Genomic DNA, 26,943 nt, shown 5'->3' on the forward strand with positions numbered 1-26,943 from the left:
GGGAGCCATATGTTTTTCGGGAAAACGAAACAAACAAAACAGTCGGAACGGATTCCGCCAAATCAAAATGTCACAACGAAGTTTCCCGTGCTTCACGCCGGAAATGTTCCTTATTATGAAGATATGTCAAAATGGAATCTGCAAGTGTACGGGCTTGTCGACCGTCCTATGCTGTTAAGCTTTGAAGATATCAAAGCCTTTCCGGAAGCCGAAGTGAAAAATGATATTCATTGCGTCACGGGCTGGTCCCGTCTTGATAATATCTGGCAGGGAATACGCGCAAAAGACATCGCTGAGAAAGCGGGTGTGCACAAAGAAGCAGGATTCGTCATTCTGCACGCTGAAGAGGGCTGGACGGCCAACCTGCCGCTTTCTGATTTTACGCGGGAAACATCCCTGCTGGCATATGCGCATAACGGCGAGCCGTTAACGCCAGAGCACGGCTATCCGCTCAGAGGCGTTTTCCCCCATCTTTATTTTTGGAAAAGCGCAAAATGGCTGCGCGGCATTCAGTTCACAAAGGAAAACCACCCCGGCTTTTGGGAGAAAAACGGCTACCATATGAGGGGAGATCCATGGAAGAATGAGCGCTTTACATGGGATTAAGCCCCTATCCCTATATAGTTCTTAGGTACCTTATTGAAATAAGGTGCTTTTTTTATATCAAAAATCCATTGACTTTGTTTGGCAAAAAACCTATTATTTGAGGTGTCTTTTGATATTGAAAATCATTATCAATAAGCATAGATAAAGCAATTGCCACAAAGGGGATGAACACATAATGGACGGAAAACAAATAAAGCGGGGTTTCGCGCCGGCCGGCCGATACGCGGTTCCGGGCACAGAAGTAAGAGAAATGCGCTCAAAAGGAGGCCGTACGTATCGTATCTTTGTCTCTTTACCTCAGGAAGAACCGCCTGCATCCGGCTTCCCCGTCATATACCTGCTCGATGCGAATTCCGTGTTCGGCACAATGGCCGAAGCTTTGCGGGTGCAAAGCCGGCGGCCTGAAAAAACAGGCGTTGTTCCGGCGGTGATTGTCGGAATCGGCTACCCGACAGATCAGCCGTTTTCCGCCGAACGGCACAGTGATTTTACGATGCCGCTTTCTGAATCAGAATTGCCGGTGCATCCGCGCGGCGCGGCATGGCCCGAACAGGGAGGGGCGGAAGCGTTTCTGGAGTTTATAGAAGAAGAAGTAAAGCCCGCGATGGAGCGGGATTATCCGATCGACAGAGACAGGCAGACGATTTTCGGCCATTCGCTGGGCGGTCTTTTTGTGCTGCAAGTGCTTTTGACGAGGCCGGACATGTTCCAGACCTATGTTGCGGGAAGTCCGTCAATTCATTGGAACAAGCGTTTTATTCAGGAAAACGCGGAACGTTTGTCAGACCGGCTCTCTGCGGAAAATCTTCAAGTCAGCGTATTGCTGGCTGCGGGAGAAATTGAAAAAACACATAAAAGCAGAATCCCGCAGCACGCAGAGGCGCTGTACTCTTTATTATCCGGGTTTGAAGATGAAGGAGTCCGTGCTGAATACAGCGAGTTTGAAGGAGAAGGCCATATTTCTGTCCTGCCCGTTTTAATCAGCAGAGCCCTGCGTTTCTGCCTGAATCCGGGAGGGCCGCATACCCCGTATTCTCCCGCATGAGAAAAAACAGGCCCTTCGAACTAAATGCAGCTGATTCTAATTTTCTAATTGACTGCGTGTTTTGATTTGGATATGATTGTCTTGAATCATAATTGATAATGATAATCATTATCAATATAGAAAGGGAATGATAATATGGACGCATTGGGAATGAAAGGGAAAACGGCCGTTGTCACCGGCGCCGCTCAAGGCATCGGAGAAGCAACAGCGCTTGCCCTTGCTGAACAAGGCGTAAATGTGGCAGCTATAGATACAAATGAAGACCTGCTTCTCGGGCTTACTGACAGACTTCGGAAAAAAGAAGTGCAGGCGCAGGGGTTTGCCGCAGATGTATCTGACAGTGCGGCTGTCAATGATATCATCGCCGCCGTTGAACGCGACATGGGGCCTATTGAAATATTGGCGAACGTTGCGGGCGTGCTGCGGCCGGGTCCGGTGCAATCCCTCAGTGATGAAGATTGGGATCAAACATTTTCTGTTAATACGACCGGCGTTTTTCATGTATCGCGGGCTGTAAGCCGGTACATGATTGAGCGTCAAAAAGGCGCCATCGTTACGGTCGGTTCGAATGCAGCCGGCGTTCCGCGTGCTTCCATGGCGGCTTATGCGGCGTCAAAAGCGGCTGCCGTCATGTTTACGAAATGCCTCGGACTGGAGCTTGCGGCCCATCATATCCGCTGCAACATCGTATCTCCGGGTTCAACGGAAACCGACATGCAGCGGGCGCTGTGGCAGGACGAGAACGGAGCCCGGGACGTCATCAGAGGTTCGCTTGATACATATAAAACGGGAATTCCGCTTCAAAAGCTGGCGAAGCCTTCTGATATTGCAAATGCCGTTTTGTTTCTGGCTTCTGAACAGGCAAACCATATTACGATGCATGATTTATGCGTTGATGGCGGCGCTACTTTAGGCGTTTGATTTAACGAGAAGGAGGGACAAACATGACAAATCAACATTTATTGGCGGAAGTGTCAGCAAAAGAGGTGCTGGACGCTTACAAGCCCGGGGCGTTCTTTTTAGCTTCCCCGAAAAGTACGATGCTTGCGGAAGGAATGTTTGCGGAAGTGCCTGATACAGACGCGGAAAATCAGCTGGATTCACTGCCTGAACGCGTGAGACAGACGCTTCTTGAGGCAAAGCAAGCCGGCATCAAACATCCGATTGCGGCCGGCGCCATTCCTTTTGACGGCAGAAAAGCTTCCCGGCTTTTTGTACCGAAGAATGTCCATACGGCAGGCCCGCTTTCGTTTGCGGAATCTTCCGCAGAAAAGCCGCAATCCAATACATATGACATCCGTCCCGTTCCGGAGCCTGAGGGCTTTATGAGCGGTGTGGAACAAGGCGTATTCAACATTACGGACGGTCCGCTCAGCAAAATCGTGCTGTCAAGGACGCTTCATCTGACCGCTGAAAAGGATATCGACATTCCTCAGGCCGTCAAGCATTTGGCGCAGCACAACCCGCGCGGCTATACATTCGCTGCGGATGTGACGGGAACGTCAGAAACAAGAAAAACGCTTTTCGGCGCAAGTCCTGAACTGCTGCTGTCCAAAAACGGAACATCGATTCTGTCCAATCCGCTGGCAGGTTCCAGACCTCGCAGCACAGATCCCGCCGAGGATCAAAGAAGAGCGGAAGAACTGCTGCAATCAGCAAAAGATCTGCATGAACATGCCGTAGTCGTGGCCGCCGTGGCCGCCGCCCTTAAACCGTTCTGCCGTGTGCTTGATGTGCCGGAAAAACCGTCACTCATTAAAACTGAGGCGATGTGGCACCTGTCCACCGAGGTAAAGGGAGAGCTGCGTGATCCGTCAACGACATCACTTGAGCTGGCCATCGCCCTGCATCCGACACCCGCGGTATGCGGAACGCCGACGGATGCGGCGAGAGAAGCGATTCAGGATATTGAGCCGTTTGACCGCAATTTCTACACGGGAATGGCGGGCTGGTGTGATGCTGAAGGTGACGGAGAATGGATTATCGCACTCCGCTGCGCCGAAGCGGAAACAAGGTCTCTTCGGCTCTTTGCGGGTGCCGGGATTGTCGCCGGATCAAAGCCGCAGGATGAACTGGACGAAACATCGGCGAAATTCCGCACCATGCTCCGGGCGATGGGGCTTTACCAAGATGAGTTGTAAAAAAGGAGGGAACGGATCGTGCTGACTGGATTTACGCCATGGCCGGAAGAATGGGCTGACAAATACCGAAAAGACGGCTGCTGGAAGGGTGAGACGTTCGGAGGAATGCTGAAAGAGCGCGCGGCTTTATACGGAAATCAAACTGCCGTGACGTGTAAAGATGTACATTGGAGCTACAAAGAATTAGATGAAAGGGCCGATCGTTTAGCGGCGGGACTGCATAAGCTCGGAATTCAAAAGGAAGACCGCGTTGTCGTTCAGCTGCCGAATATCGCTGAGTTTTTTGAAGTGATTTTCGCGCTGTTCCGGCTCGGAGCACTGCCCGTTTTCGCACTGCCTTCCCATAGAAGCAGTGAGATTACGTATTTCTGCGAGTTTGCAGAGGCGAAAGCATACATCATTCCTGATATGCATTCAGGTTTTGATTACAGAGCGCTTGCCAGACAGGTGAAAGACAAACTTCCGGATTTGGCGCATGTCATTGTGGCCGGCGAAGCTGAAGAGTTTCAAGAACTGAGCAGCCTGCATAGAGAGCCGGTTCAGCTGGAAGATATAAGCCCGGCGGAAGTCGCCTTTTTACAGCTTTCAGGAGGCAGTACGGGGCTGTCCAAGCTGATTCCGCGAACACACGACGATTACATATACAGTTTGCGCATCAGCGCGGAAATATGCGGCTTGGATCATCACAGCGTTTATTTGGCCGCTCTGCCGACAGCGCATAATTATCCGCTCAGCTCGCCGGGTGTGCTGGGAACTTTATATGCCGGGGGCCGGGTTGTTCTGTCACCGACGCCGAGTCCGGATGACTGCTTCCCGTTAATTGAAAAAGAACGTGTCACAATTACAGCGCTCGTCCCGCCGCTTGCGATGGTGTGGATGGACGCATCCGGTTCGCGAAGTGATGATTTATCAAGCCTTCAAGTGCTGCAGGTGGGAGGCGCCAAATTCAGCGCTGAGGCGGCCCGCCGCGTGAAGAGCGCTTTCGGATGCACCCTTCAGCAGGTTTTCGGAATGGCGGAAGGATTGGTGAATTATACGAGACTGGATGATCCTGAAGAGATCATTGTCAATACGCAAGGCAGACCGATGTCACCTTTTGATGAGGTCAGGGTTTTAGACGATGACGGGCGGGATGTCGCCCCCGGTGAAGCGGGACATTTGTTTACACGCGGCCCTTACACGATTCGCGGATATTATAAAGCGCCTGAACATAATGAAAGATCATTCACAGCCGACGGATTTTATCAGACCGGCGATATCGTCAAACTGACGGCGGACGGCTATATCATCGTCGAAGGACGTGCGAAAGATCAAATCAATCGGGGCGGTGAAAAAATAGCCGCTGAGGAGGTGGAAAATCACCTTCTTGCGCATCCTGCCGTTCATGATGCGGCCATGGTTTCAATGCCGGATGATTTTCTCGGGGAGCGATCCTGTGTGTTCGTCATCCCGAAAGGAGAAGCGCCGAAACCGGGAGAGCTGAAAGCATTTTTACGTGAGCGCGGATTGGCGGCATATAAAATCCCCGACCGGATTGAATTTATCGCTTCTTTCCCGAAAACCGGCGTCGGCAAGGTCAGTAAAAAGGATCTTCGCGAAACGATCGCCCAAAAAGTAAAGCCGGCTGAAATCAAACAATCTTAAAAAAAGGAAGTGTTTACATTGGCTATACCGTCTATTCCCGCATATGCGCTGCCGACAGCGTCAGATATGCCTGAAAATAAAGTATCGTGGACGCTGAATCCGAAACGCGCGGTGCTTCTGATCCATGACATGCAGAATTATTTCGTCGATGCTTTTGCGAAAGGTGAGGCTCCGATCACGGAGGCGGCTCAGAATATCAAAAAAATAAAAGAGCAATGCAAAGCACTCGGCATTCCGGTGGTGTATACCGCGCAGCCGGGCAGCCAAGACCCGGCGGACCGCGCGCTGCTGACGGATTTTTGGGGGCCGGGGCTAAAAAGCGGGCCTTATGAAGAAAAGGTCATTCCGGAGCTTGCCCCGGATGATCAGGACATTGTCCTCACAAAGTGGAGATACAGCGCGTTTAAACGGACGAATCTCCTTGACATCATGCGTGAAAGCGGCAGAGACCAGCTCATGATTACGGGAATTTATGCACACATCGGCTGTCTCGTCACAGCCTGTGAAGCATTTATGGATGATATCCAAAGCTTCTTTATCGGAGACGCCGTTGCTGATTTTTCTTCAGAAAAACATAAGATGGCCATCGAATATGCGTCTCAGCGCTGCGCTTACACGGCTTTGACAAACGAAGTACTGGAGCTGCTGGGCGGCGCGCCGGTTTCTGAAGGAGCAGAGAAGACTTCCGCCGTATTGACAAAAGACCGGGTGCGGGAACAAATTGCGGCGATTCTTCAAGAATCACCGTCTGATATTCCGGATCATGAAGACCTGCTGGACAGAGGTCTTGACTCCGTCAGAATCATGAGCCTTGTCGAACAATGGCGCCGTGACGGAGCTGAAGTGACGTTTGTGGAACTGGCGGAGAACCCGACGCTGGAAGAGTGGTGGAGACTTCTTTCTTCCCGATCTCAAAAAGTCTTGCCGAACGCAGATTATTTATAAAGGGAGAGAATAGAATGCATGATACACAACAGCTGCCTCTGACAGGCGCACAGGCCGGTATCTGGTTTGCGCAGCAGCTTGATCCTGATAATCCGATTTACAATACAGGCGAGTACGTTGAGATAAACGGCGCGATCGATGTGAACATATTTAAAACCGCTCTCGAACGCGTGCTGACGGAAGCCGCGTCATTACACGCCCGCTTCGAAGAGGGAGCAGACGGGCCGAAGCAGATCATCAATCCTCCATTTGAGGCTGCGATCGATGTCATAGATGTGAGTTCAGAAGCTGATCCGAAGCAGGCCGCACTCAGACTCATGCAGACAGATTTGGCTGAGCCCGTCGATATGGCGGCCGGGCCTTTGTTCCGCGACATTTTATTTCAGGCGGGACCGGAACGCTTTTTCTGGTATCAGCGCATTCACCACATTGCGATAGACGGCTACGGTTTTTCACTGCTGGCACGGCGTACGGCGCAAGTGTACACCGCAATACGGGAGGGACGTCCGGATAATGGGCGCTCCTTCGGTTCTTTGGAGGAGCTGGTAAAAGAAGATCAAGAGTACCGCGCGTCTGATCAATTCCTGAAAGATCGGGAATTTTGGATGGAGAAATTTGCGGATGAACCTGATGTCGTCAGTTTGGCGGAAAGAGCGCCGAGAACGTCAACACGTTTTCGGAGAAGCACGGCTTATCTTTCTGAAACGGCTTTACAGCATGTAAAAGCGATTCCGAACTGGCATGAAGCCGTCACGGCCGCAGCGGCGGTATATGTCCATCGGATGACAAACGCAGGGGATATCGTGATCGGCTTACCGATGATGGGGCGGATCGGCTCGATTTCACTGAATATTCCGAGTATGGTCATGAATCTTCTGCCTTTACGGCTTTCTCTTCGCCCGGATATGAATTTTCATGAGGCCGTCAGCCAAGTGGCAAAAGAAATCCGAAACATTCGGCGCCATCAGAAATACCGCCATGAAGATATGCGCCGCGACCTTAAATTGCTCGGAGAAAATCGCAGGCTGTTCGGCCCGCAAGTCAATGTGATGCCGTTTGATTACGCGCTTGATTTCGCCGGAGCGCCGGGCACCGTTCATAATTTATCAGCCGGGCCCGTTGATGATTTGTCAATTAACGTTTACGACAGAGCGGACGGAAGCGGAATGCGTGTGGACTTTGATGCGAATCCGGAAGTGTACAGCGCCGAAGATATTGAAAACCATCAAAAACGATTCCTGCTTCTGTTGGAATCCGCTGTGAAAGACCAGACACAAAAAATCGGCACACTCAACCTTCTGCTTGAAAGTGAACGTCTCCGCGTACTGGAAAGCTGGAATGACACGCGCAAGGCCGAGAAGCAGAAAAGTCTGCCGGAGCTGTTTTACGAACAGGCCGTAAAAACACCGGACCGGCCGGCAATCATCACCGAAAACGAAGAGCTCAGCTATGCCGAATTGAACAAGCGCGCGAACCAGCTTGCCGGCATGCTAAAGGAAAAGGGGCTCGGACCGGAACAATTTGCCGCTTTGCAGCTTCCGCGGTCACAGGAGTTGGCCGTGAGTATGCTGGCCGTTTTGAAAACGGGAGCCGCATACCTGCCGCTTGATCCTGATTTTCCTTCTGAGCGGATCGCATACATGCTCAAAGATGCACAGCCTGCATGCCTGATTACAACGATGGAATTATCCGGCCGCATGCCGGAAGACAGTGATGCAAAAAGGATCATTCTCGATGACCCGGATACGGTAAAAACCGTTGCCGCTCAAAATGCTGACTGTCCCGCTCAGGCGGAATGTTCGCCTTTGCACCCCGCTTATATCATTTATACATCGGGCTCAACGGGCAAACCGAAAGGCGTAGTCGTCACATTAAAAAGCGTAAGCAATTTCCTCTTATCCATGCGGGAAATGTTCCCGCTCGGCGAACAAGACCGCCTGCTTGCCGTTACGACTGCGGCGTTTGATATTTCCGGACTTGAGCTCTTCCTTCCGCTCATCAGCGGGGCGGGGTGCGTCATCGCACGTAAAGAGACGATTCAGGAACCGCGGGCGCTTGCGCACATGATTCACTCATACGGTATTTCAATCATGCAGGCAACGCCGACATTGTGGCATTCATTAGTCACCAATGAACCGGATTCTCTCCGGGCGCTGCGGGTGCTTGTCGGAGGTGAGGCGCTTCCGAACGCGCTTATGCATGCTTTGCTTGAATCAGGCTGTACGGTGACGAATCTGTACGGGCCGACTGAAACAACAATCTGGTCGGCCGCACAGCCGCTTGCAAAAGACCATACGGGGGCGCCTCCGATCGGAACGCCGATTTGGAACACGCGGGTATATGTGCTGGACGCCGCATTGCAGCCCGTCCCGCCGGGAATCGCGGGCGAGCTTTATATCGCGGGCGAGGGGCTTGCCAGAGGTTATTATAACCGTCCTGATTTAACAGCTGAAAGATTCATTGCCGATCCGTACGGCCCCGAGGGCGCGAGGATGTACCGGACGGGAGATTTCGTGCGCTGGCGTGAGGACGGCTCGCTTGATTATATCAGCAGAGCCGATCACCAAATTAAAATCCGCGGGTTCCGGATAGAATTAGGAGAAATTGAGTCAGTGCTGTCGAAATACCCGGGTATTTCGCAGGCCGCCGTCATTGTCCGTGAAGACCAGCCGGGAGATAAGCGGCTGGCGGCTTATGCTGTCGCGGATCAGCCCCTTGATATCGGTGGACTTCGTGAATATATAGGCGAAAGCCTGCCGGATTATATGGTGCCGGGCGCGTTTGTACAGCTGAAAGAATTGCCGCTGACGCCGAATAAGAAGCTCGATCGCAGCGCTCTGCCTGCACCTGATTTTTCCGCTGTCCTGTCTGACAGAGGGCCGCGGACGCCGCAGGAAGAAATATTATGCGATCTGTTTGCCGAAGTTCTCGGTCTCGCGCGGGTCGGAATTGATGACGGGTTCTTTGAATTGGGCGGACATTCGCTCTTAGCCGGACGCCTGATGAGCCGGGTCCGGGAGACGATGGGCGCAGAGCTTGGCATCGGCCGTCTGTTTGATACGCCGACCGTTGCCGGGCTCGCCGCACAGCTTGACACCGCAAAGAGTGCGCGCCCTAAGCTCAAGCCGTTTGACCGGCCGGAGCACATCCCGCTGTCATTTGCGCAGCTGCGTCTTTGGTTTCTCTACTGTCTTGAAGGGCCGAGCCCGACTTACAACATTCCGGTGATTGTCCGCATGTCAGGCAAGCTTGACCAATCAGCGCTGAAACACGCCTTTTACGATGTTGTCAGCCGTCATGAAAGCCTGCGCACCGTTTTTCCGGAAAATAAGGGATCATCTCATCAGCTCATTTTATCTGCTGAAGAAGCCCGCCCTGTGTTTACCGTGACACGTGCGGACAAAAACGAGCTCCAAGACATGCTTGCCGCTGCGGCAAGATATCGGTTTGATCTCGCTAAAGAGCCGGCCGTCCGGGCTGAGCTGTTTGATCTTGGTGACGGCGAATATACGCTGATGGTTCTCCTGCATCACATCGCAGGCGACGGCTGGTCCTTGAATCCGCTCATGCGTGACTTATCCATAGCCTATATCGCCCGGCAAACAGGTGAAAAAGCAGAATGGGCGCCGCTGGCGGTTCAATATGCGGATTATGCGCTTTGGCAGCAGCAGCTTTTAGGCAGCGCGTCTGATTCTGAGAGCTTAATTGCGCGCCAGCTGGATTTCTGGAAGAAAACGCTTGAAAATGTACCGGATCAGCTGGAGCTGCCGTCTGATTTTCCGCGTCCCGCTGAATCAAGCTACAGGGGCGGCGTCATTCCGGTCAACATCGGCCAAGAGCTTCATGCCCGTCTTCTCTCACTTGCCAGAAATCAGCGCGTAAGCCTGTTTATGGTGCTTCAATCAGGGCTTTCCGCGTTACTGACCCGGCTCGGTGCAGGGACCGATATTCCGATCGGCAGTCCGATAGCCGGCCGCAGTGATGACGCATTGGGAGACCTTGTGGGTATGTTCATTAATACACTCGTACTGAGAACCGATACCTCTGGCGATCCGAGCTTTTGTGAGCTCCTTGAAAGGGTCAGGGGAATGAATCTCGCAGCATATGAACATCAGGACGTGCCGTTTGAACGTCTCGTGGAAGAATTGAATCCGGTTCGTTCCCGATCAAGACATCCGCTGTTCCAAGTGATGCTCGCATTCCAAAATACGCCTGATCCTGTACTCAGTCTTCCTGATATGGAAACAAGCCTGCAAATCAGCAGTGTCGGATCGTCCAAATTTGATTTGACGCTGGAATTGGCTGAACAGCGCCATGACGACGGTACGCCTGCCGGTATTGAAGGTCTGCTGGAATTCAGTACGGACTTATTCAGAAAAGAAACGGCTGAAGCACTTGCCGGACGCCTGCTTCTTCTGCTCGAAGATGCCGCATCACATCCGGATAAACCGATCGGAAGCTTAACCATTCTTTCTGATGAAGAGCGCCGGAAGCTTTTGCCGGTTAAACGGGCAAAACAGCATATTCAGCCTCGGCAGACACTGCCTGAATTGTTTGAAATACAGGCCGCCGCAAAAGCGGATGAAACGGCGGCAGTATTTGAAGAGAGCGGGCTCACTTATCAAGAGCTGAATGAAAGAGCCAATCAGCTCGCCCACATGATGATTGCCCGCGGCGTCGGCCCGGAGCAGTTTGTCGCACTGGCGCTGCCGCGTTCTTTAGATATGATTGTCGGGCTGTTAGCCGTCCTGAAGACGGGGGCAGCGTATTTGCCGCTTGATCCTGATTATCCCGCGGACCGCATTGCTTTTATGTTACATGATGCCAAGCCTGTATTTATGCTCACCAACCGTGAAGGCGCAAGTAAGCTCTCTATCGAAAGCGGCATGCCGGCCTTCATCCTGGATGACCCGCAGAATAAAGAAACACTTGAGCGATATGCCGTCACGAACCCTGCGGACGCTGACCGGATTCGTCCGCTGTCGCCGCTTCACCCGGCCTATGTCATTTACACGTCGGGATCAACAGGTGTGCCGAAAGGTGTCATCATTCCGCACAGCAATGTTATCCGGCTGTTTGAGTCGACGCGGCATTGGTATCACTTTCATTCTGATGATGTGTGGACGATGTTTCACTCCTACGCTTTCGATTTCTCTGTCTGGGAAATATGGGGGCCGCTGCTTCACGGCGGACGTCTCGTCGTCGTGCCGCATGACATCAGCAGATCGCCGGAAGCGTTTCTACATCTCCTCGTGAAAGAGCGAGTGACCGTACTTAACCAAACGCCATCAGCGTTTTACCAGCTGATGCATGCGGAAAAAGAACACAAAGAGCTGGGGCGTCAGCTCGCACTCAGATATATCATCTTCGGCGGCGAGGCGCTTGAGCTGAGCCGGCTTGAGGATTGGTACAGCCGCCACGCGGACAATCAGCCGGTGCTCGTGAATATGTACGGCATTACGGAAACGACGGTGCACGTCAGTTACCTTGAATTAGACAAAAACATTGCCGAACTGAGAGCAAACAGCCTCATCGGCTGCGGCATTCCTGATCTGAACGTATATGTGCTTGATGGCCGGCTGGAGCCCGTGCCTCCGGGCATAACGGGTGAAATGTATGTTGCCGGAGGGGGCGTGGCGCGAGGCTACTTAGGGCGGCAAAGTCTGACCGCCGAACGCTTTGTGGCTGATCCGTACGGCCCGCCGGGAACGAGAATGTACCGGACGGGGGATTTAGCCCGTCTGCGGACGGACGGTTCTCTTGATTATATGGGCAGGGCGGACCATCAGATTAAAATCCGCGGCTTCCGGATTGAATTGGGAGAAATCGAAGCGGTTCTCGTCAAACATCCGGATGTCGAGGATGCCGCCGCAGTCGTCCGTGAAGACCGGCCGGGAGATAAACGGCTGGCCGCCTACCTTGTCCGATCTGCCGGCAGCACCTTGGACACTGGGGACATGCGCCGGTTTGCCGAAGAAAGCCTGCCGGATTACATGATTCCGTCAGCTTTTGTCCAAATGAATGAACTGCCGCTGACACCGAATGGAAAGCTTGACCGAAAAGCGCTCCCTGCGCCTGACTTCCAAACGGAGGTCACCGGCCGGGGACCGAGAACGCCGCAGGAAGAAATGCTGTGTGAGCTGTTCGCAGAGGTGCTTCATCTGCCGCGTGTCGGTATTGATGACAGATTTTTTGATTTAGGCGGCCATTCTTTGCTTGCGGTTCATTTAATGAGCCGTATTCGGGAAGCGATGGGAGCCGAGCTCAGTATCGGAACATTATTTGAAGCTCCTACGGTGGCAAGCCTTGCTGAAAGACTTGAGTCAGGAACGGGCACAAGCGCGCTTGATGTTCTTCTTCCGCTCAGAACGGCAGGAGAAGAAACACCGTTGTTCTGTGTCCATCCGGCCGGCGGTCTCAGCTGGTGTTATGCCGGGCTGATGTCTTCTTTAGAGGCTGATTATCCGATATACGGCTTACAGGCGAGAGGCATCGGAAAAAAAGAACCGCTTCCGCAAAGCTTAGATGACATGGCGGCGGATTATATTGAAAAAATCCGCACCGTGCAGCCGAAAGGGCCGTACCGTCTGCTCGGCTGGTCTCTCGGAGGGAATGTCATTCAGGCCATGGCGACACAATTACAGAGCCGGGGCGAAGAGGTTTCGCTTTTGGTGATGCTTGACGCGTATCCGAATCATTTTCTGCCGATAAAAAATGCGCCTGATGACGAGGAAGCCGTCATTGCGCTGCTTGCCCTGGGAGGGTACGACCCGGACAGCCTCGGGGATCAGCCGCTTGATTTTGACACCGCGCTGACCATTCTCCGCCGTGAGGGAAGCGCATTAGCCAGTCTGGACGAGTCAGTGATGATGAATCTGAAAGACACGTACGTTAATTCTGTCGGGCTGTTAGGAACATACAAGCCGAAGCCGTTCCACGGAAATGTGCTGTTCTTCAGATCCACGATTATTCCGGAGTGGTTTGACCCGATTGAGCCGGATACTTGGAAACCGTATATTACAGGGAAAATCGAGCGGTATGACTTAGACTGCCGCCATAAAGATATGTGCCAGCCGGGCCCGCTTGCCGACATCGGCGCGATTCTGGCAGAGAAATTAAACGGACGGCGTACAGTCCGGTAAAGAAAGGAAAGAGATGATATGACAAATCCATTTGAACGGGAAGACGGCTCATACCATGTGCTCGTCAATGCTGAAGGCCAGTACTCACTGTGGCCGGCCTATCTGGATGTGCCGGACGGCTGGGAAACCCGCCTGACGAATGAAAACCGCCCCGTTTGTCTCGAATATATTGAAACAAACTGGCGTGATATGAGGCCGGAAAGCCTGAAACAGGCCGAAGCCGCTAAAATGTAATAAGAAAAGCCTGCCGTTATTTCGGCAGGCTTTTTATGCGGACATCAGCCGTTAAGCTGTGTATGATCACAAAATGTATAAGGGTGGCCTTCTTCATTCGTGCACCATGACTGAGACAGAAAAGCCAAAAAGACCGCGGCCCACTGGTCTGCAAACTGGATTAAAATACCGCCGTCGTGCCATGTTCCGTTATCCTTCTTCCAGCGTGTATCAATTGGGTTTCCCTGATTCATATGAATATTATGCATGCCGTTTGTCGGCTTGAACCCGAAAATCTTATCAGCGCCCGGCTCCGGCCCGAATTTAGAGCCGTAAATATAGACGGTGGCTTTTTCTGATTTGGCTTTTTGCATGTACGTCTCAATAAAGTCATTTAAGTCATTATCCGGACCGGTGACTTCATGCGGGAGGGGCACCATGTTCCGGGGATCAAACAATCCGCCGCGGACATAATCCAGCGCCAGCTCACGGCTGGTTTCATCAATTGGGGTATATCCATACGGAATGTTGGGCAGCAGGGTGATCGCGCTTGCGTCAAAATGATCGCGTGCCGCATACAGAACCTCTGATTCTTTTGAACTTGACATGACATTGATCGCACAGCGATAGCGCGTATCAGGCTCGCCTAGCACCTCGACTTGAAAATGCGGAGAATCATCATCTGTTTCCCTTTTCATATCTGACACAGTGCCTTTTAATACACCATAGTGCTGAACAGCCATATGAATCCTCCTTTTTCTTCCGGGATATGAATTGATATTCGAGACAGGGGGCCGTTTTTCCTTTTATGAGAAAGAAAAAAGGACAGCCTGCTGATCAGGCTGTCCTCTTCATATCTATTAAGCTTTTGCAGCCGAACCTTGCATTGCTTTTTCAGCAGGCACGTAGTCATAGCCTAAGTCTTTGGCTACGGCTTCATACGTGACATGTCCGTTAGCCGTATTTAAGCCCGCTTTAAGCGCAGGGCTGTCTGCAATGGCTTGTGCCGCGCCTTTATTGGCGATTTGAAGCGCGTAAGGAACGGTTACATTCGTTAATGCGAGCGTAGACGTACGCGGTACGGCGCCCGGCATATTGGCGACAGCGTAGTGAACGACGCCGTGTTTTTCGTAAGTCGGATTATCGTGGGTTGTAATATGATCAACGGTTTCCACAATGCCGCCCTGATCGATGGCAACATCAACAATGACGGAACCCGGTTTCATTTGTTTAACCATTTCTTCCGTAACGAGAGTCGGCGCTTTGGCTCCCGGGATGAGCACGGCGCAGATCAGAAGATCCGCTTCCGCGACGGAATCTGCAATATTTACAGGGTTTGACATCAATGTTTTAATCTGATGCCCGAAAATATCATCAAGCTGACGCAGGCGGTCTGCGTTCAAATCGATCATTGTCACATCGGCACCGAGTCCGACAGCCATTTTCGCGGCATTTGTTCCGACGCCGCCCCCTCCGATGATCGTGACTTTTCCGCGGGATACACCCGGTACGCCGGCTAATAAAATTCCTTTTCCGCCCTTTGGTTTTTCAAGAAACTGAGCCCCGATTTGCGCGGCCATTCTGCCGGCCACTTCGGACATCGGCGTAAGCAGCGGAAGGGAACGTCCGTCCGTTACCGTTTCGTACGCGATAGCTGTCACGCCTTTTTCTGTAAGCGCTTTAGCTAATTCCGGCTCTGCAGCTAAATGAAGGTAAGTGAATAAGACCAGACCTTGACGGAAATACGCATACTCTTCAGCCAGCGGTTCTTTTACCTTCATGACCATTTCCGCATCCCATACTTGCTTTCTGTCCTCCAGAATTTCCGCCCCTGCTGATACATAATCTTCATTTGTAAAGCCGCTTCCGAGTCCCGCTCCGGATTCCACAAGAACCCGATGGCCGTTTCCGATAAGCTGTGAAACGCCTCCAGGTGTTAATGCCACTCGATTTTCATTGTTTTTGATTTCCTTTGGAACCCCGATAATCATGTCTGTTTCCCCCAATGTTTGTGTGATGCTTCAAGTGTAGCGCGATTTTTGCGAAAATTCTTTGTTTGAAACAGAAAATAAAAAAACACGGATTTGTGAAATTTCACGAACCCATGCTGCGAAGTTTGATATCAAGGTAAATCGTAAACTTTTCATTCACATTTTTTAAGTCGATTTCTGCGATCTGGCTGATTCTTTTCAGCCTGTAATTCAATGTATTGACATGGATGTTAAGCGCTTTAGCGGCGGTGTTGACGTTGCTGTCGGCATCAATAAAATGTTCGAGCGTTTTTACCATATCGGCTTGGTGCTCCCTGTCATACTGCTCAAGCTTTGAGAGGGAATAGTTCATATAGCCGCTGTGCTTGCGTTTTTCATCCAACACATCAAGGTACTGATAAATGCCGAGTTCAGAAAAGCTGAAAAGGTGTTTGGTTTCTCTCACAAACCGCTCTTTCGCTTTTAATACGGAAAGCGCTTCCTGATAGGAGCGGTAAACATAAGAAATCGATTCGTAAATACCGCCGACCGCAATCGACGCATCCTCAATTTTATATCGTTCCTTCAGCTGTTTTTGAATATGAAGGGCGAAGTGCTTTAAATCTTTAAAAGGCTGATCGGTTTTCGGCGCGGCTAATAAGATTAATTCATTTGAATCAACAGTCGCCAGCATGACATGAATCTGCTGTGTCGTTTCCTGCAAATATTGCAGCTGCTGTTCCGTCTTTTCAGTCAGCTCATCATGTAAACGGATGATCATGACGCTGAACACGGACGGCAGCGCCATCCCGAGCTTATGAAACCCTTCGGCCATTTCGGCTTCCTGATAAATATGGCCGGTCAGCATTTTCCAAAAAAACTCCTGGCCCCGCTCTTCGATTTTCGTTTTGCGGATCTGCAGGTGCAAAAGTTTGTTCCGCACCGCTTTGGCTGCCAGCTGAAGTGTCTTCAGATCCTCGTCATTGAGCTTTTTTTTGATCTCAAGCGCCCAAATAAATCCGAGAACCTGACTGTTTTTCCAGATGGAAATCGCCACGCGGTTGCTCAGGCCCACCTCGTCAATTTCTTTCACTTTGATCGGCTGGTCCGTTTTTAAAAGGGCCGGAATGGTACCGTCTTTCCACAGTTTGTTGATGACTTTTTCCGGCACCCTCCGCCCGATAATCGTCGACGTCCGGGCCGGATCTGTACAATCGCTGTGCGTGCTGTATGCAAGCAGTTTATGATTAACGTCTTCTATTGTAATGGGGCATTGAAGAACTTCACTGATATGGTCGGCAACATCTTCAAGCCTGTCGAAACTGTACTTAAATGGATCCTTTGGATTGGTCATCTGTATCCCTACTTTTTCATAGCTTCATATCTTGATCTTACCATCTTGCTTTTCAGACTGAAAGGCATCTTTGCAGGGAAATGGACTAGGACAATGAGATCATTCGACGAAAACGAAAATAATAAGAAAATCATACTACTATATTTACAAAATGTGTAAATATGCCGAAAAATCCAATATATCATAAGACTCATTTTGTAAAATTAAAACAGATTTGTTTGACTGTGCCGATTGGTTGTTTTTATAATAATGACGTTCAAAAAATAAGTGAATTAGCCCATATTTAGGCTGATGACACAGGAGGGTATAAGGAATATGTCTGGATTAATTCGTGTCACACCCGAAGAGCTAAGAGCGATGGCTAAGCAATATGGCGTTGAAAGTCAGGAAGTCATGAATCAGGTTGACCGCCTGAACCGCATGATTTCTGATTTGAAAGGTATGTGGGAAGGTGCTTCAAGTGAAGCATTTGCGGATCAATATGAGCAGCTGAAACCTTCATTTATTAAAATGTCTGAATTGCTTCAAGATGTGAATCATCAGCTCGATCAAACGGCAAATACGCTTGAGTCTACCGACCAAGATATCGCTAACCAAATTCGCGGATAATAAGATGAATGAAGAAACGGAGCGCCTGATTCAATCAAGAAGACGGCGCTCTTTCTATGTAAGGGTGATATGAATATGTATATCGATATTACAATAGATTTAACACATTATAACGGCAGCGTCTTCGATCTCAGATTGTCAGATTACCATTCTGTGAAAAAAGTCATTGATATTGCCCGGCAGGCTCAGCATGTATCCGTTCCGCCGCGTGAAGGCTATTGGATCAGAGTGGTCAATAAAGAAACGGTTTTTTCCGGAGAACAAAAGCTATCTGACTGCGGCATTACGAACGGAGACCGCCTTGAAATTTTATGAAAGGACATGGTGGAATGACAGGTCATAACAGATCTTATTTAGAAACAGAATTAGACGCCGTCCGGGAAGAAACCGAATCAGGCTTCACGTTCACCTTCCAGCGGGAAAAAATCAAGCTTCTTGACGGGCTGGAAGCGAATGTGATTAAAGATGCTGATCCTTTTTTTCAAAAAGAGGTCTCAGTTTCAGAAGACGAAGTAACCATCACAATCAAACCTCCTTCTTCTTATCAGGCTTTCCGCTATATAAAAGGAAAAGATAAAAAAAGCAGGTGGCAATTTGCCTACCGTCTCGTCCAAGCCGTGAAACAGCATAAGCTGAAACGTCTCAATCTGATTGCCGCCCCTGAAAATATCGTGTTTGATAAAGCGCTGACGCCTTACTTTCTTCATTACGGCGTAAAGGAGAGCCTTCCGCCTTATGAGGAAGATAGAGAGAGGGTGTTAAAAGAGCTCAAAGCCTGTGCGGCGCTTGCAGCTGACGGGGCGTACACCTTCGATGAATATTTGAAGTACAAGGAGACGCTTCATTTCTCTCCTGAGGTGAAGAGCGTGTTAGAGGCGGAGACGATTGAAGAACTGGAAGAAGCCATTCAAACCGCAATTGATTCCCTCGAAGAAAGGGACAAGACATACATAAAACTGCCGAAAAAGAAATGGAAAATCCAAAGATACGCCGGTCTGGCGCTTGCCGTCCTCCTTGTGCCGGCACTTCTTTACTCCTTATACGTTCTGTTTTTCGTCCAGCCGAAGCAAGAGGCAATTACGGAAAGCAACCGCTATTTTTTAAATCAGCAGTACAGCAAAGTCATTGACACACTCGCTAAATACGATGCGGAAAGCCTCCCGGAATCTGTGCAGTACGAGCTTGCTTCCTCTTATGTGGCAGTTGAAAATCTGAGGGAAGAACAGCGGAAATACATCGGGAATCTGGTCACGCTGCAATCAGACCCGAAGCACTTCCTTTATTGGATTGATATCGGCAGAGGGGAAAATGAAGAAGCCATCAAAATCGGCCGCAATCTTGAGTACAACCCGTACATCTGGCTCGGACTTACAAAATATAAACAGCAATTATTAGCGGATGACAGTATGAAAGACGACGAAAAGCAGAAAGAACTGGACGCCGTGGAAAGCGAGCTTGCGAAGGCGAAAAAAGAGGCGGAGGAACAGCATAAAGAAGCGGAGGAAAACAGTGACACCGCCGAAGCTTCCGCCGGACAGGATGAAAGCAAACAAGACAAAGCGAAAGATAACAAAGAGAACGACAAGAAAGATGAGAAAAAAGATGAAAAAAAATAACAGCACACATCAAATGGCCGCATGTAACGATCAGGCTGTCAGGAGGTTCGCCATATGAGTCTGTTATGGGTCTTTTACCGAGAGCACGTACAAAAGGTTCAGCTGTCTGAACTCCCGCCCTCTCAGCCGATTACGATCGGTCCGGATATGAAAGATACAATCACGGTCGGCACACTTCCGTTACGGCAAAACGCCGCAACCCTTTATCGGAAAGAAACAGATCGTTATGATGTTTTCCTGGGAAATAACTGTGCCGGCGAATTGACAATAGGAAATGAAATGCCCTGCCGGATTGAAGAAGAGACGATGCGGCTTCTGCTCACCCCTGACCAGGAAGAATCCTCCGTGTATTTTATCGGCGGGAAGGATGAGATCGTTTTCTCATCAGAAACAGAGGAAGCGGATATATACAAAGAGCCGTCCTCCGCTCAAACAGGGGCTTTTTATCTGCGAAAGTCGGGAGGATGCTGGTCTGTCGTTCCTGATGGCCAGGAAGTTTATGTGAACGGAAAGCTTGCAGAAGCTCCCGAAAGGCTCCGGACGGGAGATGAGCTGCTGTGGAATTTTCTGCGTGTGAGGCTGACGGAGGACGACCTTTTAGAAATCATTCATCACGAAAAGCTTCAAGCCGGTTTAACCAAAACGGTAAAACCAAGCACCGAAATGAAAAAGAAATACCCGCAATATCGTAGAACGCCGCGCATGGTCTACGATCTTCCCGAAGACCGCGTTTCATTCAGCTTTCCCTCGCAGGAAAGCGAACAGAATAACCGGGGGCTGTGGCTCGTCATTCTGCCTCCTGTGGTCATGCTGATTGTAATGGGGGTTGTCGCCATTATACAGCCGAGGGGCATATTCATCCTTGTCTCTTTGGCGATGTTTATGATGACTCTCATTACGTCCACCGTGCAGTATTTCCGTGAAAAAAACCAGCGGAAAAAACGGGAGGAAAAACGGGAGCGTGTGTACAAGCAGTATTTAGAAAGCAAACGGAAAGAGCTTCAGACGCTGTCGGAAAAACAGCTGCACGTGCTGACGCATCATTTTCCCCCGTTTGAAAAAATGAAATATTTAACTTCTGAAATCAGCGGCCGCATTTGGGAGAAATCGCTGGAAAGCAGGGATTTTCTGATGCTTCGGCTCGGAACGGGCACGGTCCCGTCAAGCTACGAGATTTCAATGAGCGGCGGAGACTTGGCGAACCGTGATGTGGATGACTTGATGGAGCAGTCGCAGCACATGCAGCGTGTGTATAAAGATATCCGCCATGCGCCCGTGACCGTTGATTTACAAGAAGGGCCGATGGGGCTTGTCGGGAAACCTCAGATCGTCAAAAATGAAATTCACCAGCTGATCGGCCAGCTCGCGTTCTTCAACAGCTACCATGACCTGCGATTTGTCTTTATCTTTCATGAGGACGAATATAAGGAATGGGAATGGATGAAGTGGCTGCCGCAATTTCAGCTGCCTCATATGTATGCGAAAGGATTTATTTACAATGAACAGACCCGTGATCAATTGTTATCGTCCATTTACGAGCTGCTGCGGGAGCGGGATTTGGAAGAGGATAAAGAAAAAAAGATCTTTCAGCCGCATTTTGTCTTTGTCATCACAAATCAGCAGCTGATCGCAGAGCACGTCATTTTAGAATACATCGAAGGCCGGCATGAGCATCTCGGCATCTCGGCCATCATCGCCGCGGAAACAAAGGAAAGCCTGGCAGAAAACATTCACACCCTCGTCCGCTACATTAATGAAGATGAGGGAGACATTCTCATTCAGCAGAAAAAAGCGGTGCAGATCCCGTTTAAGCTGGACAGGCATGAACGGACAAACAACGAGCGGTTTTCCCGGACGCTTCGGACATTGCACCATCAGGTCGGAATGACGAATTCCATTCCTGAAACGGTCTCATTTCTCGAGCTGTTTCATGCGAAGGAAGTAAAAGAAATCGGCATCAGGCAGAAGTGGGAGACAAGTGAGTCTGCAAAATCGCTGGCTGTTCCGATCGGCTATAAAGGAAAAGACGACATCGTTTATTTAAACCTGCATGAAAAAGCGCACGGGCCGCACGGATTGCTGGCGGGAACGACCGGCTCCGGGAAAAGTGAATTTCTGCAAACGTATATCCTGTCATTGGCCGTTCACTTTCACCCGCATGAAGCGGCGTTTTTGCTGATTGACTATAAGGGCGGAGGAATGGCGCAGCCGTTCCGCAAAATGCCGCACCTTCTCGGGACGATCACGAATATTGAAGGAAGCAGAAACTTCAGTATCAGGGCGCTTGCATCCATTAAGAGCGAGCTGAAAAAACGGCAGCGGCTGTTTGATCAATATCGCGTCAATCACATCAATGATTATACAAAGCTGTATAAACAGGGAGAAACGGATATTCCGATGCCGCACCTGTTTTTGATTTCAGATGAATTTGCCGAGCTGAAAAGCGAAGAGCCTGACTTTATCAGGGAGCTTGTCAGCGCGGCCCGCATCGGACGGAGCCTTGGTGTGCATTTAATTCTCGCCACGCAAAAGCCGGGCGGCATCATTGACGACCAAATATGGAGCAACTCACGCTTTAAGGTCGCGCTGAAAGTGCAGGATGCAAGTGACAGTAAAGAAATCCTGAAAAACAGTGATGCGGCGAATATTACGGTCACCGGACGCGGCTACTTGCAAGTCGGAAATAACGAAGTGTATGAGCAGTTCCAGTCTGCCTGGAGCGGCGCCCCTTACATGGAAGATGTATACGGCACCGAGGATGACATTGCCATCGTTACCGATACCGGCTTAATTCCGCTGTCTGAGGTGGATGCGGATGATGCGGCGAAAAAAGACGCCCCGGCAGAAATAGAAGCCGTAGTCGAAGAAATCGAGCGGATTCAAAATGAAATGGGCATTGAAAAGCTGCCGAGCCCGTGGCTTCCGCCGCTTGCCGAACGTATCCCGCGCACGCTTTACCCCGCGCAGGAAAAAGACCGGTTCTTCATCGCCTGCGTTGATGAGCCTGATCAGCAAAGACAGGCGCCTCTCGCTTACACGATGATGGATGACGGCAACATCGGCATTTTCGGCTCATCCGGCTACGGCAAGTCAGTGGCTGCCATCACCTTCCTGATGAACTTCGCGGAAGGATACACGCCGGAAGAGCTTCATATGTACATCTTTGACTTCGGAAACGGCACGCTTCTGCCATTGGCAAAGCTTCCGCACACCGCAGACTATTTCTTAATGGATCAAATGAGAAAGATCGAAAAATTCATGATCCGCATCAAGGAAGAAATCGAGCGGCGGAAACGGCTGTTCAGGGAAAAAGAAGTCAGCCATATCAAAATGTACAATTCGCTCAGTGAAGAAGAGCTGCCGTTGATATTTATCACAATTGACAATTTCGACATCGTCAAAGATGAAATGCATGAATTAGAAACGGAATTTATCCAGATTTCACGCGACGGGCAAAGCTTAGGCATTTACTTCCTGCTGACCGCAACGAGGGTAAACGCCGTCCGCCAGTCGCTGTTAAACAACATAAAAACGAAAGTCGTCCATTATTTAATGGATCAGTCAGAAGGATACTCCATTTACGGGCGTCCGCCGTTCAGTCTCGAACCGATCCCGGGCCGCGTCATGATCCAAAAAGAAGAACTGTATTTCGCGCAAATGTTTCTTCCGGCTGAAGCGGAAAATGACCTCGAGATGTTCCAGGCGCTGAAAGCTGATGTCAAAGCTTTAGCTGAGCGCCACGCCGGAACAGCCGGTCCAGACCCGATTCCGATGCTTCCGGATATGCTGACGGCCGGCGAATTTTCACTCCGTCTCGGCCCGGAACAAGAACCGTTCCGCATTCCTGTCGGGCTTCATGAGGAAAAGGTCAGCCCTGTGTACTTTGATCTGGGTAAAAATAAACATTGTCTTATTTTGGGCCAGACACAGCGTGGAAAAACAAATATCCTGAAAGTGATGCTGAATCACCTGCTGCGTGAAGGTGCGGAACGGGTCGGGCTGTTTGACTCGATTGACCGCGGACTGTCGCAGTATGCGCAGGAAACAAAGGTCAGCTATCTGGACACAAAAGAAGACGTCCGGCAGTGGATCGAAACGGCAGAAGCCATTTTCACGGAGCGCGAAGCTCAGTATACGCAGGCCATCAAAAATGGCGTTGTGCACAAACTCAGTTTCTCTCCGGTCGTGTTAATGGCCGACGGCATTACAAGATTCCAGCAGACGATCGACACCGCCATACAGGACAAGCTGGCGATGTTTATGAAATCTTACGCGCATGTGGGCTTCAGTTTTATCCCGGCGGGCAATCACAGCGAATTCTCAAAAGGCTATGATTCCTTAACGACGGAAATGAAACAGATCCGCCACGCGATGCTGCTTGTGAAAAAATCCGAACAAAATGTCATTCCGCTGCCTTACCAAAGGCAGGAACCGGACATTCAGCCGGGCTTCGGCTATTTGGTTGAAAACGGGAAGGAGCAAAAAATCCAAATACCTTTATGTTCAGCGGAAAGGGAGGCCGTCAGATGACCGAACAACGAAAAAGCCTGATCAAATTAATAGCCGCGGTCGTCATCATTCTGCTGCTGCCGGTGCTGTTTTTCCGGTTTATCGGCGATGACCCGGGAAAACAAAAAATCAACGCCACCCGCCAAATCGCAGTCGTGAATGAAGATATGGGCTTACAAACAGATGAAAATGAGGAAGAGGAATCCGTCCATTTCGGCAAAGAAGTAGCGGCCGCTCTCGGCGGCCGTCCGGATTATTCATGGACGGTTGTCAACAGGAGCGCGGCAGAAAACGGTCTGGCGGCTAAGAAGTATGACGCCGTCGTTTACATTCCATCCGATTTTTCAAAAGACATCTTAAGCTATGACAAGGAGCGTCCGCAAAAAGCCACGCTGACATTCAATATTCAAAGCAACCTGAACGCCGTCAACAAAGAAAAGGTGCAGCGTGAGCTTGAAGACGCCCAAAAATCAATGAATAAAAAAATGTCAACATTATATTGGAATTTCGTCTCACAAAAAGTGAACAATGTCCGAGGCGATTTTGACAAAATCGTCAATAAAGAATCAGAGTTTCAAAACGTCATGTACAACTTTTACAAGCCGAGCTCCAATGACTTGGCAGGTGAAATCAAGCGGCAAAAAGACCTGATTGACGAACTGAAAAAATCAATGAATGAAGCGCAGGGCGCGGTAAAAGAAAAACTGACCTCGGCAGATGAAGCCAAAACCACGCTCAAAGACTTTGCCGACACGGTCGAGCGCTACAAACAATATCAAGAAAATCAGAAAAAACTGCTGATGGCCGCGCAGGAACAAAATCAAAAGCAAATCACAACCGGATTGAACGCCATTAAAGCACAGCAGGCCGCCAACCAGTTCAGCACGATGATGAGCGGGCTGTCTTCAGGCATAAATCGGGCGCAGACACAGCTTGACCAGACGGGATCGTCTCTTTTGGCCGCCCAACAGGTGAGAGAAGCGCAGATTCCTGAGCAGGAACACGGGATGGCAGATATTCAATCCAATTTACTGAACAATTATTTGACTCAATATAAAGCGCAAGCAAGATTTGAAACATTGAACAGCATTCAAACCCTTATGAAAAGGGATCGGCCGGCATTAACCGTTCCGGAAAAGGACCCGGGGGATGACGGCTCGGATGACCCGAATGAAGAAGAAAAACCGGAAGAAGAAAAACCCGGCGATCTGAAAATTGACCTTGACGATCAGCGTGAAGAATTAAAACGCATCTCTGCTGAAATCAATCACATTTCTGACGGATTAAAAGAACCGGAAAAAGAAAAACCGGAACCGGAAAAACCGGGCCAAGGCGATGACGGTGAAAACTCCGGCGATACCGATCCGAATAACGGAACGAATCCCGGAGAAGACGGAAAAACGGAAGACGGCACAAAAGAAGAGCAGCCTGCTTCCGATAACACAGGCGATCAGGAGCCAAAAACCGTCCAGACCGCGACAGCCGCTGAAAACGTCACTCCGCCTGCTGATGAGCCGGCGGACGATCCAAACGATTCTGAAGGGGACGGCGGCACGGACATATCTGAGGCGAAAGAAAGGCTGAACCAAGCCGCAGAACGCATTCAGCAAATTGAAAAAGAGCTGGAAGAGAAACAGCAGACTCATAATGAAGAACTGAAAAAACGTCTCGATGCTCTTGATGAAGAAATCCAAGGCCTTAAAGACCAGATTGATGACGTCAAAAAACGCGCAGAAAAATTAAAGAAAAAGCTGGAAGAATCAGAAGAAACGAGAAAACAAGACTTCAATACCGTTTACAGAATGATTGTAAGAACAGAACAGAACATTCTGAACTACCCGTCATTGGATAGCGGCCGCAAATCTGCTCTTGAACAGATATTTGCCGCTGACATTAATACAAAAAAGATATCCGATTTAATGAGTTACTATAATGATTTATCCCTGTATGAGGCGACACTCTATCACTCTCTTGACGCGGGCTCGCTGCCTGATGTGAAAAACCGGGTGCTGAAAGCCCAGCAAGGCGAAGTCCAAACCGTTCTCGCCATCAAACCGGAAGAAACGGCAAGCTGGGAAAATCTGAAAAACAATAAAATGCAGACAGATGAAGACATCAGCAATTTTATTAAAGGCATGACCGAATTCTCGGATAACTACAGCTCGTATATCAGAGATGAACAAGCGGGAGTGCTCAATGAGCTTGCCAGCATTTCAGACAGCGCGGCGAAAGCATCCGATCAGCTGGCTGAAGGTGCTGTGCAGGAAGCGGCCGCGTTCAGCGGAGACGGATTAACCGGAACGATGGCGCTCGGCGCTCAGGATACCGTCGGCCGCGAAGTCCTGCAAATGTCTGACACGATGGGCCATCTGTCAGAACGCCAGTCCGGCATCATCAGCTATACCGACAATATGCAGCAAAGCGTAAATGACGTCCAGCAAAAAGCGGACACCCTGAACAGCAACTGGGGCAAAAACGTCGATTCCACGAAATTGATCAGAAATGACGTGTACGGCATTTTAGGGAACGCGCTCGTTGACGGACAGGAAAACGGCTATGTTTACGATTATCTCGCCAATCCGCTTAAAATCAGCGGAGAGGTGCCGGAAGACCGGGTTCAGAATGTTCCGCCGGTCGTCATTTTGGTGATCGTCCTGATCAGCAGTCTTCTGATCGGCTATTTCAGCTCGTATTATCAGCAGGCGCCGCTTCTTGTCAAAGGCGCGCTCTTTGGGATTTTAAACATTATGGTCGGATTGATGATCAGTCTGTTCGGTCTGAATATCTATTCGCTTCCGGATGATCAGACGATTAAATGGTCAGTCTTTACGATTCTCCTGCTTGCGGCGAGTTCAGCTTTTATCCGGGCAGCCTTTGTCTTCGGCTCAATTACCGGATGGATCGCATCATCCGCGCTCATTCTCTTTTATGTGGCGCCGTTGATCGACCTGATTATGCCGAACTTCACCTTTGACAGTCCGGTTTCGAAAGTCTATATCGATATCCAATACGGAACGGGCCATCTGTTTGCGTTGGGGGTAACGGTTCTTGCGATCATTACGCTGATTGCGGCGGCGCTTCCGCTCGTCATTCGGCTGTTTGCGGAAAAAACGGAGGAAAGTGATCAGTCTTATGAGGCGTAACATGTT

Annotated in this window: 16 protein-coding genes; 13 read left to right on the forward strand and 3 right to left on the reverse strand. The window is 50.1% G+C overall.

Annotated features, from left to right (window positions below; all coding sequences use genetic code 11):
* Window positions 1–9 precede the first annotated feature (9 nt).
* The 8 genes from OVA33_RS09065 to OVA33_RS09100 all read left to right on the forward strand — a co-directional run bounded on the left by OVA33_RS09065 (window position 10) and on the right by OVA33_RS09100 (window position 13,757).
* Complete coding sequence (locus OVA33_RS09065) at window positions 10–606, forward strand: sulfite oxidase-like oxidoreductase (protein ID WP_012118333.1); 597 nt, start codon at window positions 10–12, stop codon at window positions 604–606.
* Window positions 607–781: 175 nt separating this feature from the next.
* Window positions 782–1,651 (forward strand): alpha/beta hydrolase, encoded by an 870-nt coding sequence (locus tag OVA33_RS09070; RefSeq protein WP_063637047.1) that lies wholly within the window; start codon window positions 782–784, stop codon window positions 1,649–1,651.
* Window positions 1,652–1,786: 135 nt separating this feature from the next.
* Window positions 1,787–2,572, forward strand: a complete 786-nt coding sequence (locus tag OVA33_RS09075) for a 2,3-dihydro-2,3-dihydroxybenzoate dehydrogenase (protein ID WP_025650209.1) — start codon at window positions 1,787–1,789, stop codon at window positions 2,570–2,572.
* Window positions 2,573–2,595: 23 nt separating this feature from the next.
* Window positions 2,596–3,792, forward strand: a complete 1,197-nt coding sequence (gene dhbC / locus OVA33_RS09080) for an isochorismate synthase DhbC (RefSeq protein WP_025650210.1) — start codon at window positions 2,596–2,598, stop codon at window positions 3,790–3,792.
* 18 nt (window positions 3,793–3,810) lie between these two features.
* The gene (locus OVA33_RS09085; RefSeq protein ID WP_022553718.1) at window positions 3,811–5,436 is read left to right on the forward strand and encodes a (2,3-dihydroxybenzoyl)adenylate synthase; all 1,626 of its coding nucleotides are present in this window, start codon (window positions 3,811–3,813) and stop codon (window positions 5,434–5,436) included.
* A gap of 18 nt (window positions 5,437–5,454) precedes the next feature.
* Entirely contained in the window at window positions 5,455–6,381 is a 927-nt protein-coding gene (locus tag OVA33_RS09090) for an isochorismatase (protein WP_017419433.1), read from the forward strand.
* Between the two features lie 14 nt (window positions 6,382–6,395).
* Window positions 6,396–13,523, forward strand: a complete 7,128-nt coding sequence (locus tag OVA33_RS09095; RefSeq protein ID WP_128974218.1) for an amino acid adenylation domain-containing protein — start codon at window positions 6,396–6,398, stop codon at window positions 13,521–13,523.
* Window positions 13,524–13,541: 18 nt separating this feature from the next.
* Window positions 13,542–13,757, forward strand: a complete 216-nt coding sequence (locus tag OVA33_RS09100) for an MbtH family protein (RefSeq protein WP_017419431.1) — start codon at window positions 13,542–13,544, stop codon at window positions 13,755–13,757.
* Window positions 13,758–13,801: 44 nt separating this feature from the next.
* On the opposite strand, the gene OVA33_RS09105 is transcribed toward OVA33_RS09100, so the two are convergent.
* From OVA33_RS09105 to OVA33_RS09115, 3 genes are all read right to left on the reverse strand, one after another.
* Complete coding sequence (locus tag OVA33_RS09105) at window positions 13,802–14,479, reverse strand: YukJ family protein (RefSeq protein WP_007613467.1); 678 nt, start codon at window positions 14,477–14,479, stop codon at window positions 13,802–13,804.
* Between the two features lie 117 nt (window positions 14,480–14,596).
* Window positions 14,597–15,727 (reverse strand): alanine dehydrogenase, encoded by a 1,131-nt coding sequence (gene ald / locus OVA33_RS09110; RefSeq protein ID WP_003152011.1) that lies wholly within the window; start codon window positions 15,725–15,727, stop codon window positions 14,597–14,599.
* Window positions 15,728–15,830: 103 nt separating this feature from the next.
* Window positions 15,831–17,060 carry a sporulation transcriptional activator AdeR gene (locus OVA33_RS09115; protein WP_014418775.1) on the reverse strand — a complete coding sequence of 410 codons (1,230 nt, stop codon included), beginning with the start codon at window positions 17,058–17,060 and terminating at the stop codon, window positions 15,831–15,833.
* Between the two features lie 315 nt (window positions 17,061–17,375).
* Between OVA33_RS09115 and OVA33_RS09120 the strand changes: the two genes are divergently transcribed.
* The 5 genes from OVA33_RS09120 to esaA all read left to right on the forward strand — a co-directional run bounded on the left by OVA33_RS09120 (window position 17,376) and on the right by esaA (window position 26,937).
* On the forward strand, window positions 17,376–17,669 hold the full coding sequence (locus OVA33_RS09120) for a WXG100 family type VII secretion target (protein WP_003152013.1): 294 nt from the start codon (window positions 17,376–17,378) through the stop codon (window positions 17,667–17,669).
* A gap of 75 nt (window positions 17,670–17,744) precedes the next feature.
* Window positions 17,745–17,984, forward strand: coding sequence for an ESX secretion system protein YukD (locus OVA33_RS09125; protein WP_003152015.1), 240 nt, complete (start codon window positions 17,745–17,747; stop codon window positions 17,982–17,984).
* A 14-nt stretch (window positions 17,985–17,998) separates the two neighbouring features.
* The gene (gene essB / locus OVA33_RS09130; protein ID WP_025650213.1) at window positions 17,999–19,285 is read left to right on the forward strand and encodes a type VII secretion protein EssB; all 1,287 of its coding nucleotides are present in this window, start codon (window positions 17,999–18,001) and stop codon (window positions 19,283–19,285) included.
* Between the two features lie 54 nt (window positions 19,286–19,339).
* Complete coding sequence (gene essC, locus OVA33_RS09135) at window positions 19,340–23,815, forward strand: type VII secretion protein EssC (protein WP_025650214.1); 4,476 nt, start codon at window positions 19,340–19,342, stop codon at window positions 23,813–23,815.
* Entirely contained in the window at window positions 23,812–26,937 is a 3,126-nt protein-coding gene (gene esaA, locus OVA33_RS09140; RefSeq protein WP_025650215.1) for a type VII secretion protein EsaA, read from the forward strand. The genes essC and esaA overlap by 4 nt, the downstream gene beginning before the upstream one ends.
* Window positions 26,938–26,943 lie beyond the last annotated feature (6 nt).

Origin of the sequence: Bacillus sp. KICET-1 (assembly GCF_027721405.1) — a bacterium.
Lineage (GTDB): Bacteria > Bacillota > Bacilli > Bacillales > Bacillaceae > Bacillus > Bacillus velezensis.